This is a genomic window from Actinomadura sp. WAC 06369 (genome assembly GCF_003947565.1).
GTDB classification, from domain to species: Bacteria; Actinomycetota; Actinomycetes; order Streptosporangiales; family Streptosporangiaceae; genus Spirillospora; species Spirillospora rifamycini.
Genome location: NZ_QHJN01000004.1, coordinates 17,752 through 31,182 on the forward strand (window position 1 = coordinate 17,752; position 13,431 = coordinate 31,182).

12 protein-coding genes are annotated in these 13,431 nt (G+C 73.8%); 9 read left to right on the top strand and 3 right to left on the bottom strand.

Annotated features, from left to right (window positions below; genetic code table 11):
* Window positions 1–4: 4 nt before the first annotated feature.
* From DMH08_RS01950 to tsaD, 6 genes are all read left to right on the top strand, one after another.
* Window positions 5–1,087, top strand: coding sequence for an alpha/beta fold hydrolase (locus DMH08_RS01950; protein ID WP_125611262.1), 1,083 nt, complete (start codon window positions 5–7; stop codon window positions 1,085–1,087).
* Window positions 1,088–1,182: 95 nt separating this feature from the next.
* A complete protein-coding gene (gene tsaE / locus DMH08_RS01955; RefSeq protein ID WP_051301117.1) occupies window positions 1,183–1,611 on the top strand; it encodes a tRNA (adenosine(37)-N6)-threonylcarbamoyltransferase complex ATPase subunit type 1 TsaE in 429 nt (142 codons plus the stop codon).
* Between the two features lie 131 nt (window positions 1,612–1,742).
* Window positions 1,743–3,143 (top strand): hypothetical protein, encoded by a 1,401-nt coding sequence (locus tag DMH08_RS01960; protein WP_125611264.1) that lies wholly within the window; start codon window positions 1,743–1,745, stop codon window positions 3,141–3,143.
* A 62-nt stretch (window positions 3,144–3,205) separates the two neighbouring features.
* Window positions 3,206–3,868 carry a tRNA (adenosine(37)-N6)-threonylcarbamoyltransferase complex dimerization subunit type 1 TsaB gene (tsaB, locus tag DMH08_RS01965; RefSeq protein ID WP_026404112.1) on the top strand — a complete coding sequence of 221 codons (663 nt, stop codon included), beginning with the start codon at window positions 3,206–3,208 and terminating at the stop codon, window positions 3,866–3,868.
* Entirely contained in the window at window positions 3,865–4,401 is a 537-nt protein-coding gene (rimI, locus tag DMH08_RS01970; RefSeq protein ID WP_125611266.1) for a ribosomal protein S18-alanine N-acetyltransferase, read from the top strand. The genes tsaB and rimI overlap by 4 nt, the downstream gene beginning before the upstream one ends.
* Window positions 4,398–5,435 (top strand): tRNA (adenosine(37)-N6)-threonylcarbamoyltransferase complex transferase subunit TsaD, encoded by a 1,038-nt coding sequence (tsaD, locus tag DMH08_RS01975; protein ID WP_233617353.1) that lies wholly within the window; start codon window positions 4,398–4,400, stop codon window positions 5,433–5,435. The genes rimI and tsaD overlap by 4 nt, the downstream gene beginning before the upstream one ends.
* A gap of 28 nt (window positions 5,436–5,463) precedes the next feature.
* On the opposite strand, the gene DMH08_RS01980 is transcribed toward tsaD, so the two are convergent.
* From DMH08_RS01980 to DMH08_RS01990, 3 genes are all read right to left on the bottom strand, one after another.
* On the bottom strand, window positions 5,464–6,465 hold the full coding sequence (locus DMH08_RS01980; protein ID WP_125611268.1) for an aminoglycoside phosphotransferase family protein: 1,002 nt from the start codon (window positions 6,463–6,465) through the stop codon (window positions 5,464–5,466).
* Between the two features lie 253 nt (window positions 6,466–6,718).
* Window positions 6,719–8,281 (bottom strand): hypothetical protein, encoded by a 1,563-nt coding sequence (locus DMH08_RS01985; protein WP_051301113.1) that lies wholly within the window; start codon window positions 8,279–8,281, stop codon window positions 6,719–6,721.
* A 683-nt stretch (window positions 8,282–8,964) separates the two neighbouring features.
* Entirely contained in the window at window positions 8,965–10,200 is a 1,236-nt protein-coding gene (locus DMH08_RS01990) for a class I SAM-dependent methyltransferase (protein WP_125611271.1), read from the bottom strand.
* Window positions 10,201–10,456: 256 nt separating this feature from the next.
* Between DMH08_RS01990 and groES the strand changes: the two genes are divergently transcribed.
* The 3 genes from groES (at window position 10,457) to DMH08_RS02005 (ending at window position 13,317) form a co-directional block, all read left to right on the top strand.
* Complete coding sequence (groES, locus tag DMH08_RS01995) at window positions 10,457–10,765, top strand: co-chaperone GroES (protein WP_026402970.1); 309 nt, start codon at window positions 10,457–10,459, stop codon at window positions 10,763–10,765.
* Between the two features lie 82 nt (window positions 10,766–10,847).
* A complete protein-coding gene (groL, locus tag DMH08_RS02000; RefSeq protein ID WP_026402971.1) occupies window positions 10,848–12,473 on the top strand; it encodes a chaperonin GroEL in 1,626 nt (541 codons plus the stop codon).
* 196 nt (window positions 12,474–12,669) lie between these two features.
* Window positions 12,670–13,317, top strand: a complete 648-nt coding sequence (locus DMH08_RS02005) for a sigma-70 family RNA polymerase sigma factor (protein WP_425248258.1) — start codon at window positions 12,670–12,672, stop codon at window positions 13,315–13,317.
* The last annotated feature ends 114 nt before the right edge of the window (window positions 13,318–13,431 follow it).

Below are 13,431 nucleotides of genomic sequence, written 5' to 3' on the forward strand. Positions count from 1 at the left end.
GGGGATGGAGAGCAGGACGAGGCGCAGGGTCGGCATCGCGGGCGCGGTGGCGGGCGCCGCGGCCGGCGCGGGCGCGGCGGCGGTGGGGCTGCGGCACCTCGCCGTGGGCCGCAAGCGGTTGCGGCCGGATCCGGACGCGGGCGAGCAGTTCGGCGAGCTGCGCGGCCGGGAGCTGGTCGTGGAGGGCGACGACGGGCTCGCGCTGCACGTCGAGGTGGAGGGCCCCGACGACGCGGACCTGACGGTCGTGTTCTGCCACGGCTTCGCCCTCAACCAGGACGCGTGGCACTACCAGCGCCGCGACCTGCGCGGCCGGGTCCGGATGGTGTTCTGGGACCAGCGCAGCCACGGGCGGTCCGGGCGGAGCGTGCCGACCCGCGCGACCGTCGACCGGACGGGCGCCGACCTGGAGGCGGTGCTGGCCGCGACGGTCGGGCCGGACGAGCCGGTGGTGCTCGTCGGGCACTCGATGGGCGGCATGACGATCATGGCGCTGGCGGAGCGGCGGCCGGAGCTGTTCGCGCGGCAGGTCGTGGGCGTCGCGCTGGTGAACACCTCGTGTGGGAACATGGCGGAGCTGACGCTGGGCCTGCCGATGGTGGTGGCGAAGGCGGTGCGGCCGCTGGCGCCGGGCGCCCTGCGGGGCCTCGGGCGGCGGGCCGCCCTGGTGGAGCGCGCCCGCGGGCTGGGCACCGACCTGGCGTTCGTCGTCACCCGCAAGGTGGCGTTCGCCGACCGGCGCGTCAGCCCGAGCGTCGTCGCGTTCCTCGACGACATGATCCGGGACACGCCGATCGACGTGATCGCGGAGTTCTACCCGGCGCTGATCGGCCACGACAAGTCGGCGGCGCTGGACGTCCTGGCGAAGGTCCCGGCGCTGGTGCTGGTGGGCGGCCGCGACAAGCTGACCCCGGCCGCGCACGGCCGCCGCATCGCGGCGGCGCTGCCGGACGCGGAGCTGGTCGAGGTGGAGGAGGCGGGGCACGTGCTGCCGCTGGAGTACCCGGGCGTGGTCACCGGGGGGCTGCGGCGGCTGCTCGGGCGGGTCCGGCCGGAGAGCGGAGACGTGGAGGAGCGCACGGCGTGAGCGGACGGGATGCGGGCGGACGGGACGCGGGCGGACGGGACGCGCGGGAGCGGGCGGTGACCGAGCGGACGGCGACGGTCCCGACGTCGGCGGACATGCACCGGCTGGGCGTCCGGCTGGGCGGCCTGCTGGCGCCCGGGGACCTGCTGGTCCTGTCGGGCGACCTCGGCGCGGGCAAGACGACGCTGACGCAGGGCATCGGGGAGGGGCTGAAGGTCCGCGGGCCGGTCACCTCGCCGACGTTCGTGATCGCGCGCGTCCATCCGTCGCTGGTGGACGGCCCCCCGCTGGTGCACGTGGACGCCTACCGGCTGGGGGGTTTCGCGGAACTGGACGACCTCGACCTGGACGCGTCCGTCGACGAATCCGTGACGGTCGTGGAATGGGGAGAAGGGCTCGCGGAGGGGCTCGCGGAGGAGCGCCTGGAAATGATCATTTCGCGGGGCGGCGGGACCGATGAGACGCGCGAAGTAAGGATCGTCGGGGTCGGTCATCGCTGGTCCGACCTGGAGCGGGACCTCTGAAGCGGCGAACCTGAAAAGTCTTCACTTTTTGCCGGAATCAGTTGGTTCACTTTACGGCGACATGTCGTACTCTTTGCCGGAACAACCTCTCTGCGCGACTAATCGATTTCCTCATGCGGGAGTGGGATCCGGTGAGTGGTAGCCATCGCAGCGGTGATGACCGCGACAGCTACCGCGGCCCGGGCGGTGGCCCCAGCGGCGGGCACCGCGCGGACGGCGGTGGGTACGGCACGGGCGGTTCCGGTGAGCGGGCCGTCCGCCCCGGCACGGGCGGGTACCCCGAGGACCCCCTCACCTCCCCGATCGGATCCCCGACGTCCGGGTATCCCACGGTCGGCGGCGGCTCCGAGACCGGCCGCTACTCGTCCGGCCGCTATTCGTCCGGCGGGTCCCCGTCCGGCGGGTACGGCACCGGCGGTTACGCGACCGGCGGTTACGCGACCGGCGGTTACGCAACGGGCGGCTACTCCCAGGCGAGCGGCTCCGGCCAGTACACGTCCGGCGGCCAAGGATCGGGCGGCTACGCGCAGGGCGGGGGCGGCTACGGCCAGGAGCCCGCGAGCTCCGCGTCCGGCGGCTACCCGCAGGCGGACGACTCGGGCCGGTACGCGTCGGGCGCCCGGTACCCCTCCGCAGGGTACGAGCGGACGAGCGGAACCGGCGGCCGCCCGCAGACCGGCGGGTCCGCCGGGTCCGCCGGGTACGAGGCCGACGCCGGACGGTACGCCGACTCCCGCCGCTCGGACGGCGGCGGCGAGGACGCGCGCGGCGCGCGGAGCCCGCGGGACTCGTCCGGGCGCGGCGGGTCCCGCACGGGGACCGGCAGCCACCGCATCGTGCGCGAGGAGCGCCGCGGGCGCCGCTGGGGGATCGTCCTCGCCGGGGCCTGCGCGGGCATCGCGGCGTGCGTGCTCGCCGTGTTCGTCGTCATGTCCGGGAGCGGGACGGACGGCGGGGACGGCACCGGGCGGATCGTCGGCAGCGGCGCGTCCGAGAGCGCGTCGGCCGGGACGACCGAGTTCACGGGCGTCCCGGACTCGTGCGCCATGATCGACGCGGACCTCATCGAGAAGCTCGCGCCGGACGCGGAGCGCAACGAGGCCGACAACTACCAGGGCAACGACCGGCAGACGCAGTGCGTGTGGGGCGTCTACACCGGCGACCAGAAGCGGCAGATCACCGTCGAACTGCGCGCGGTCGAGGCCGCGGGCGGGCAGCCGGCGACCGCGGCGGCGCAGCGGACGTACGCGGCGGAGCAGAAGGCCGACGAGGCGGGCGAGGCGCTGCTCGCGGGGCAGGAGCTCACCGACAAGCGGCGGCTCGACGGCGTCGGCGACGAGGGGTACGTCGTCTACAGCGTCGACGACCAGCACGGGACGGGCGAGGCGATCGCGAACGTCCGGTTCGTCAACGTGCTCGTGACGATCCACTACGGCGGGTCGGCGGGCGACGACCCGCTGAGCTACGACGCGGCGGGCGACGGCGCGGTCGAGGTCGTCGAGGCGGTGCTGGCGAAGCTCGCGGAGTCGTGAGCCCGCGCCGGGGCGGGCGGAGGAGTCCCGGGGGCGTCCGGCCTGCACTACCCTTGTAATCCGTGCTGGTCTTGGCTTTCGACACCGCGACCGCCGCGGTCACCGTGGCGCTGTACGAGTGGGTTCCGGGCGAGGGCGCCGCGTGCCGCGCCGCGTCCGAGGCCGTCGACCGGCGCAAGCACACCGAGCTGCTCACCCCGTCGATCGCGCGGGTGATGGCGGACGCGGGCGCGGCGCCGGACGACCTGAGCGCGATCGCCGTCGGGGTCGGCCCCGGCCCCTACACGGGCCTGCGGGTCGGGCTCGTCACGGCGCGCGCCATGGGCGACGCCCTCAAGGTCCCCGTGCACGGCGTCTGCACGCTGGACGTGCTCGCCTGGGCGACCGGACGCGACGAGCCGTTCGTCGTCGCGACGGACGCGCGCCGCAAGGAGCTGTACTGGGCGCGCTACAACTCGGCTCGCGCGCGCGCCACGGAACCCGCGGTCGGGCCGCCGGCGGAGGTGGAGGCCGAGGGGCTTCCGGTCGTCGGCGAGGGCGCCGCACTGTACTTCGGGGACGCCGCGCAGGAGCCGATGCTGCCGGACGCGAAGGCGCTCGCCGAACTGGCCGTCACGCGGCTGTCCGGCCGCCGTGGCCCCGACCTGCTGCCGCCCGAGCCGCTGTACCTGCGCCGACCCGACGCGAAGGAGCCGGGCCCGCGCAAGAAGGTGACGCCGGTATGACCGCCGCCGGTCCGGGCGGCCCCGCGGCCGGCGGGCCCGGGGCGGAGATCGTCCTGCGGGACATGACGGACGCCGACCTCCCGGCCGTCCACCTGCTGGAGCAGGCCCTCTTCCCCGACGACGCGTGGACCGAGCAGATGCTGCGGGAGGAGCTGGCCGGGCAGCCGGGCACCCGCCGGTACGTGGTCGCCGAGACGCCCGGCGGCGAGGTCGTCGGCTACGCGGGGCTCGCGAGCGCGGGCGGGCAGGCGGACGTCCAGACGATCGGCGTCGCGCCCGGCCGGCGCGGCGCGGGGATCGGCGCGCTGCTGCTCACCGAGCTGATCGACGAGGCGGTGCGGCGCGGCAGCGAGGGCCTGTTCCTGGAGGTGCGGGTCGACAACGCCCCGGCCCGCCGGCTCTACGAGCGGTTCGGGTTCGAGCAGATCGGCATCCGCGAGCGCTACTACCAGCCCGCGGACGTGGACGCGGCGGTGATGTTCCGCAGGCTGCGGGAGCGTCCGCCCGTGGGCTTCACCAGGGAGGACACGTGATCGGGGACTCCGAGCCGCTGGTGCTCGGCATCGAGACGTCGTGCGACGAGACCGGCGTCGGCATCGTCCGGGGGCGCACGCTGCTGGCGGACGCCATCGCGTCCAGCGTCGAGCAGCACGCGCGGTTCGGCGGCGTCGTGCCCGAGGTCGCGTCCCGCGCGCACCTGGAGGCGATGGGCCCGACGGTCGAGCGGGCGCTCGCCGACGCGGGCGTCGCGTTCGCCGACGTGGACGCGTTCGCCGTGACCGCCGGGCCGGGCCTGCCGGGCGCGCTGATGGTCGGCGTCGCGGCGGCGAAGGCGTACGCGCTGTCGCTCGGCAAGCCGCTGTACGGGGTGAACCACCTGGCCGCGCACGTGTGCGTCGACCAGCTCGAGCACGGCCCGCTGCCGAAGCCGTGCGTGGCGCTGCTGGTGTCGGGCGGGCACTCGTCGATCCTGCTGGTGCCGGACGTCGCGTCGGACGTCCGGTCCCTCGGCAGCACCGTGGACGACGCGGCCGGGGAGGCGTTCGACAAGGTCGCGCGGGTCCTCGACCTCGGGTTCCCGGGCGGCCCGGTGATCGACCGGATGGCCCGGGACGGCGACCCGGCGGCGATCGCGTTCCCGCGCGGCAAGTACAACGACGGCACCTACGACTTCTCGTTCTCCGGCCTGAAGACGGCCGTGGCGCGCTGGGTGGAGGCGCGGCAGCGGGCGGGCGAGCCGGTGCCGGTCGCGGACGTCGCGGCGTCCTTCCAGGAGGCCGTGGTGGACGTGCTCGTCCACAAGGCGCTGAAGGTCTGCAAGGACAACGGCGCCCGCGACCTGCTGATCGGCGGCGGCGTCGCGGCGAACTCGCGGCTGCGGGCGCTCGCCGCGGAGCGCTGCGAGATGGCGGGCGTGCGGCTGCGCGTGCCGCGCCCGAAGCTGTGCACCGACAACGGCGCGATGGTCGCGGCGCTCGGCTCGGAGCTGGTGTCGGCCGGTCTGGCGCCGTCCGAGCTGGCGCTCCCGGCCGACTCCAGCCTTCCGATCGAGTCCGTGACGCTGTAGCGGCGCGGCGGCGCCGCGGGCGGGGCGGTCAGCCGCGCAGCTCGGCGAGCAGCGCGGCCAGGTAGTCCTCCAGGAGCGGGACGGTCGCCTCGTCGATCGTCCGGTCGCCGTCCTCGGGGAGCAGCTCCAGCACGCACCGGACGTCCCAGTACGGGTCGTGCGCGTGCCCGCCCGACACCATGTCGAACGTCGACCGGAACCGGTCGGCGACGGACCGGCCGTACCGGACGGCGAGGCCGAGCCGCATGCGCGCGACGTCGACCGCGACCGGCCCGGACGACGCGTCGGACCAGTCGACGACGCCGGTGAGCCGCCCGTACGTCCACAGCGTGTTGTCGGCGTGGTAGTCGCGGTGGATGAACCGGGCGGGCGCCTCGGGGGCGGGCCCCGACGCCGCCTCGAACGCGCGCTCCCACAGTTCGGGGCGCAGCGCGTGCTCGGGCGGGACCCGCACGTCGAGCCGGTTGTGCGGGACGTACGGCGGCATCGTCCCGGCGCCGTTCACCCCGTGCACCAGCAGGAGCGCGGCGGCGAGCTGGATCAGGTACTCGGGGAGGTCGTCGGGGGAGGGGCGCGGAGGGTGGCCGTCCAGCCGGGAGATCAGCAGGGCGGGGGCGTCGCAGTGCGCGCCGGCCGGGTCGGCGGCGACCAGCGAGGGGGTCGCGAGGGCGGTGCCGGCGAGCAGGGCGAGTGCGGCGATCTCGCGCTCCGGGGAGAACTCGGCCTCGCCGAACGACCGCCGCGCCGCGTTCCCGCCCGCGCCGCCCGCGGGGGCGGCGGCGTCCGCGCGGGGGTCGCCGCCCGGCGCGTCCCGGACCGTCCAGCGGCGCAGCACGAGCCGGTGCGCGCTGCCGGACGGACTCTCGACCAGCAGCGCGTGGTTGGCGTGCGCGGTGCCGCCGGGGAGGGGGCGCACCATCCGCACCTCGGCGCCCTTCCCGAGGCACTCCTCGACCCAGCGCAGCGTGGCGTCGCCGGGCGGGGCGCCGAGCGGTTGGCTGAGAGCCTGAGTATGGGTCACGAGATCCATGAAAACGGATTCCGAACGGTATTGGGAGTGATTTTGCGAAGACGGAACGTAACAAACAGCACGTCATCGCCGTCTCGGCCCACCGGCCTTTCGGTCATCGAACCCATTTAACGGACGAACTTCGCAGATTCCGTTCGGTATCCACCCGTTTCCGAACAGTATTCGGCGTCCCGCGCCCGCCCGGAACGCGAAACGGGTGGGGCCCGGACGGCCCCACCCGCGATCCCCGACCGGACGCCCCGCCGCGCCCGGCTCAGTCCTTGCCGTCCCGCCGCGGCCGCAGCAGCGCCTCGGCCAGCGCCAGCATCGTCTCCTCCAGCGTCGACAACCGCTTCAGCACGTCCTCGTGCACCGCGCCGACCTGCTTCGACACGTCGTCGTGCACGCTCTCGACCTTCCGGCCCACCTCGTCCTCGACGTGCGAGAACCGCTTGGTGAACTCGGCCTGCACCGCCTCGGCGCGGCGGCCCACCTCGTGGTGCACGCCCTCCATCCGCCGGACGAAGTCGTCCTGGACGCCGCCGACCTGCCGGGCCACGTCCTCCTGCAGGTTGCCGACCTGCTTGGCGACGTCCTCGTGGATGCCGCCCACCTGCCGCGTGACGTCGTCGTGCACGCCGCTGACCTGCCGGGACACCTCGTGGTGCACCGACTCCACCTGCTTGGTCACGTCGATGTGCACCGACTCCACGCGGCGCGACACGATGTCGACCTGCGTGGTGAACTCCTCCAGCGCCCCCTCGACCTTCTTCGAGACCTCCTCGTGGATGCCCTCGATCCGCTTGCGGACGTCGTCGTGGACGTCGTCGAACCGGCGGCCGAACTCGTCCATCCGGCGGGCGACGTCGCTGTAGGCCGTCTCGGCGATCTCCGACATCGTCGCCTTGACCTCGTCGCGGTCGGGACGCGCCCGCAGCTCCTCGACGAGCGGGTCCACGGCGTCGGCGAGGTGCTTCTCCAGGGCGTCGAACCGGTCGCCGTGGTCGGGCGCCGGGCGCTGCACCAGCTCGGTCAGCATCCGGTGCACGCCGGTGATCTCCAGCGCGTCCGGGAGCCGGGCGATCCGCTCGCCCACGCCGTCGATCCGCCCCTCCAGGCTCTCGAACCGGCCGTCGACGCCCTCCAGCTTGCCCGACAGGCCCTCGAGCCGCCCGTCCACGCCGTCCAGCCGGCCGTCCAGCCCGTCCAGCCGCCCGCCGACGCCCTCGACGCGCCCGCTGACCGCCTCCAGCCCCTGCTCCATCCGCTCGGCCATCTCGCCGAGCGACTGGTCCACGCGCGCGGTGACGCCGTTGATCGAATGCTCCAGCCGCTCCGAGCGGTGCCCCAGCTCCGCGAGCGACTTGTCGAGCCGGTTGAAGCGGACGGACGCGGCCTCCATGCTGCCCTGCAGCTTGTCGAGCCGCTTGGTCATCTCGTCCATCCGCTGCGACGCCTGCTGCGTGACGTCGGTGATGTGCTGCGCGGAGTCGAGGATCGTCTGGAGGCGGTTCAGGCCCTCGTCGACGTGCTCGGCGACGACGCCGACATCGGCCCACAGCGCCGGGAGCTCGGCGACCGGCTTGACCTTCTCGCCGACGGACTCGATGTGCAGGGCGAGGCCCTCGGCCCACTCGGGGGGCTTGCCCGCGAGGTCGTCCACCTGGCCGCGGACGCTCTCGATCTGCCCGGTCAGCCCGCTGAGCTCCCGCTCCCGGACCTCCCGCAGCAGCCACTCCATCCCTTCCAGCCGCTGCCGTATCTCATCCAGGACCTGACCCTGCGAGCGCTGTTCGTAGACGTGGTCCTGCGCCGCACGGGCGAGCAACTCCCGCATCCGATCCGAGACCGGTTGACCCCCTGTCTGCAGGAAGTTGTGATTCGTTTCCACCGGAGCTCCTTCGTGTGCCGATGCGATGAAAAGGCGCACGGCAATGAATCGTGAAGCCGCCACTCTAGTGCGTGTAGAGCGCCGCTATAACGGGTAGCAGAGAACGTTGCGAGTTCCGTGGAATGCACGCGTTACCCGACTGGCGGAAAAGGTCGGAGATCGCCATTCTTGGCGGGAAATTCCCGGTTCGATGGCACTCGCCGCGAATGCGGGTGTGCGGCCTGGCTTGTCCGCCGGTCGGGCCGGGGGCGCCGTGGGGCGCCGTGTCCGTACATCTCGCCCAACATCGGCAGTTCCCGAGCCCCCGCCGGACGGCCGCGACCGGGCCCGCACGCGCCGCGCGCGGGCCCGCGACCGCTCGCCGCGGCGGCCGCGGACGGCATTCGACACCTCCGCCCCACCCGTTCCTGAACAACCCTTGGTGTTTCTCCGGGCGCCGATCCGCCCGCGCCGATTCACGGGGCCCGTTACCGCCTTGCCGCGCGTCCCGCGGTCCCCTGGGGAACGCAATGCCGGAATGCGCCGATGATTTGCACCGCCATGGTGCGCCGCCGGGGCGCGCTTGGACCGCCCGGGGCCCCCGGAAGATCTTTGGAATCGATTCCCGGCCGCCGCCCGCCCCGGGCGGGTCAGCGCCCTTGCGGCCCGGCGGGCGGGTCGGCCAGCGGACGGACGAGCAGCGCCACCGGGTCCCGCCCGACCCGCGTCACCACCACCGTCAGCTCGGCCCCGCCCCGCCGCCGGCGCCCGCCGAACCCCAGGTCGCGGCGCAGCTTGTCCACGTCCACGGCCGACCCGCGCTTCTTGACCGTCAGCACCCCGACGTCCCGCCGCCGCAGCTCCGCGCGCAGCCGCTTCACCGAGAACGGCAGCACGTCCTCGATCGCGTACCCGGACGCGAACGGCGTCGCGTGCGCCTCGTCCGACGTCACGTACGCGATGCGCGGGTCCGCGAGCCCGCCGCCGACCCGCTCCGCGACCTCCGCCACCAGGTGCGCCCGGATGACCGCGCCGTCCGGCTCGTACAGGTAGCGGCCCCACCCGCGGACGTCCGGGTCGCCGAGCCCGCGCGGCACCAGCGAGCCCGCCACCGCGCCGTCCCCGGCCAGCAGCGTCGCGCGCCGCGGGACGCCGCCCGCGAGCCCGCCGAGCCACAGCGCGGCCTCCTTCACGTCGCCGCCCACCGAGATCCACTCGGCCTCCGCGCCCGCCGGCACCGCCTCGTGCGGAATCCCCGGCGCGACCTTCACGCACGCGCCGCCCGTCCGTCCGGCCAGGTCGAGGACGGCGTCGAGCGGCGGCTCGTACGCGCGCGGGTCGAACACCCGGCCGCGCGCCGTGCGGCGCCCGGGATCGGCGAACACGGCCGCGTACCCGGCCGGGTCCTGCTCGACCGCGTCGCCCACCCGGACGGACGCGCGGTCGGCGACGCCGAGCGCGTCCACGTTCGCCTGCGCGACCTCCGCCGTCAGGGGGTCGAGCTCCATCCCGTCCCCGATGAGGCCCGCGCGCGCACGGGCGACCAGGTCGGCCCCGATGCCGCACCCCAGTTCCAGCACGCGCGCGCCCGCCAGCCGGTCCGCGAACCGTCCGGCCCGGTACGCGGCCACGCTCGCCCGGGTCGACTGTTCGAGCCCGGCCTCGGTGAAGAACATCCGCTCGGCGTCCGCGCCGAACTTGGCTTTCGCGCGTTCCCGCAGCCGGGCCTGCGTCAGCGCCGCCGCCACCAGATCGGGGTCGTGCGCCTCCCGCAGCCGCGCCGCCGTCGCGAGCAGCCCGTCCCCGCCGACGTCCGCCCCCGTCGCCGCCGCGAGGACGTCCTGACCGGAGGGGGCCAGCAGGCGGCGGAAGGAGACGGGGTCCATAGGGTGAAGTTAGCGCTCCGTGAACGTCGCGGAACCGTTGCCGGACGCTCGCCGCGGACGTTCGCGTTCGTGTTGACGAGCCACCGGGCACGGCATAGTTTCATGTCTGGCACTCTCCACGCTAGAGTGCCAACACAGCGACAAGGTCGGTCTGGCACCCGCGACGGCAGGCCGGTCCAGGGTCGCCTCTCTCTGTCACAGTTGCCGGTCGGCCGACCGTGGCCGGCCGAGGACCTATCGAAGGGGAGGTCAGATCGTGACGACCGCCACCAAGGTCACTCTCAAGCCGCTCGAGGACCGCATCGTCGTCCAGCCGCTCGAGGCCGAGACCACCACCGCGTCGGGCCTGGTGATTCCCGACACCGCCAAGGAGAAGCCCCAGGAGGGCACCGTCGTGGCCGTCGGCCCGGGCCGCGTCGACGACAAGGGCGACCGCGTCCCCGTCGACGTCAAGGTCGGCGAGGTCGTGCTCTACAGCAAGTACGGCGGCACCGAGGTCAAGTACAACAACGAGGAGTACCTCGTGCTCTCGGCCCGTGACGTGCTCGCGGTCATCGAGAAGTAATCAGCGAGACGTGATGCGCCCGCCCCGGTCCGCGCCGACTTCGGCGGGGCCGGGGCGGACCGCGTGAAAGAGGAGAATCCGCATGGCGAAGATCCTGGAGTTCGACGAGGACGCTCGCCGGGCTCTTGAGCGCGGCGTCAACGCTCTCGCTGACGCCGTCAAGGTGACGATCGGCCCGCGCGGCCGCAACGTCGTCATCGACAAGAAGTTCGGCGCGCCGACGATCACCAACGACGGCGTCACCATCGCCCGCGAGGTGGAGCTGGAGGACCCCTACGAGAACCTGGGGGCCCAGCTCGCCAAGGAAGTGGCGACCAAGACCAACGACATCGCGGGCGACGGCACCACCACGGCGACCGTCCTCGCGCAGGCGCTGGTCCGGGAGGGCACCCGCAACGTCGCCGCCGGCGCGTCGCCGCTCGCCCTCAAGCGCGGCATGGACGCCGCCGCCCAGTTCGTCTCCGACCAGCTCCTGAAGGCGTCCCGCGAGGTCGGGACCAAGGAGGAGATCGCGCACGTCGCGACCATCTCCGCGCAGGACCCGCAGATCGGCGAGCTGATCGCCGAGGCGTTCGACAAGGTCGGCAAGGACGGCGTCATCACCGTCGAGGAGGCCCACACGATGGGCCTCGAGCTGGAGTTCACCGAGGGCCTCCAGTTCGACAAGGGCTACCTGTCCCCGCACATGGTCACCGACCCCGAGCGCATGGAGGCCGTCCTCGAGGACGCCTACGTGCTCATCGTGGACGGCAAGATCTCCAACGTGCAGGAGTTCCTGCCGCTGGCGGAGAAGGTCGCCCAGACCAAGAAGCCGCTGCTGGTCGTGGCCGAGGACGTCGAGGGCGAGGCCCTCGCGCTGCTCGTCGCCAACAAGATCCGCGGCACCTTCACCTCCGTCGCCGTCAAGGCGCCGGGCTTCGGCGACCGCCGCAAGGCGATGCTGGGCGACATGGCCACCCTGACCGGCGGCCAGGTCGTGTCCGAGGCCCTCGGCCTCAAGCTCGACTCGATCGACATCGACGACCTGGGCCGGGCGCGCCGGATCACCGTCACCAAGGACAACACCACCATCGTCGACGGTGAGGGGTCCGCGGACGAGATCAACGCGCGCGTCAACCAGATCAAGGTCGAGATCGAGAACAGCGACTCCGACTGGGACCGCGAGAAGCTGCAGGAGCGGCTGGCCAAGCTGGCCGGCGGCGTCTGCGTGCTGCGCGTCGGCGCCGCCACCGAGGTGGAGCTGAAGGAGAAGAAGCACCGTCTCGAGGACGCCATCTCCTCCAGCCGCGCCGGCATCGAGGAGGGCATGGTCTCCGGCGGCGGCAGCGCGCTGGTGCACGTCGCCAAGGAGGGCTTCGACGCCCTCGGCCTGTCCGGCGACGAGGCCGTCGGCGCCGAGGCGCTGCGCCGCTCGCTCGACGAGCCGCTCCGGTGGATCGCCGAGAACGCGGGCCAGGAGGGCTACGTCGTCGTCTCCAAGGTGCGCGACCTGCAGGCCGGCCACGGCTACAACGCCGCCACCGGCGAGTACGGCGACCTGGTCGCCCAGGGCGTCATCGACCCGGTGAAGGTCACCCGTTCGGCCGTCACCAACGCCGCCTCCATCGCGGGCATGCTGCTCACGACCGAGGCGCTCGTGGTCGACAAGCCGGAGGAGGAAGAGGAGCCCGCCGGCGGGCACGGCCACGGCCACGGTCACGGCCACTGATCAACGGCCACGGCGAAAGCGCACGTCGGACGGCGTGTCGCGCGTCTTCGAGGGGCCCTCGTCCGTACGGACGGGGGCCCTTCCGCGCATCCCCCGGCCCGGAACTGTGACCATTCCGTTGTACGAGACGGTGGCGACACGCCCGGCGGCGCTGGGCATCATGCTTGACGTGACCGAGGGAAGCCACGCCCGGACCATGGCCGCGAGCGCAGCCGAGCTCTCCGGGGGACCGCCGCCCCCGCCCCGCGACGTCCGCCGTGGAAGGCGGCGGACGGCGAAGCCCGACGACGGTGATCTCAAGGAACTGACCGCGCTGGCGGTCCAGGGCGACCCCGCCGCGATCGAGGTGCTGATCGCCGAGGTCCGCCCCATGATCGTCCGGTACTGCCGGGCCCGGCTCGGCCGCGTCTCCGGGCAGTACCACATCGCCGACGACGTGGCGCAGGAGGTGTGCATCGCCGTCCTGTCCGCGCTGCCCCGCTACCGGGACATGGGCCGCCCCTTCGCGTCCTTCGTCTTCGGCATCGCCGCGCACAAGATCGCGGACGCGCTGCGCAGCGCGGTCCGCGCGGCCGTGCCCACCGAGGACCTGCCGGACGGTCCGGACGACCGTCCCGGGCCCGAGGAGACGGTGGTGCGGCACATCGAGGCGCAGCGCGCCCGCGACCTGCTGACGCGGCTGCCCGAGCAGCAGCGCGAGCTGGTGCTGCTGCGCGTCGTGGCGGGTCTGTCGGCCGAGGAGACCGGTAATGTACTGGGCATGTCCGCGGGGGCGGTACGGGTCGCGCAGCACCGGGCGCTGGCCCGGCTTCGGGCGATGGCCAGAGAGGAGTCGATCGCTTGACGGAGCGGAGCCACGGCGCCCCGAATCCGGCCGAGCCATCACGCCCCCACGACGCCCCCGCAGCGGGGGGCGGGCCATCGGCCCCCGCCGACCTGAGCGCGGTGCGCCGTACCG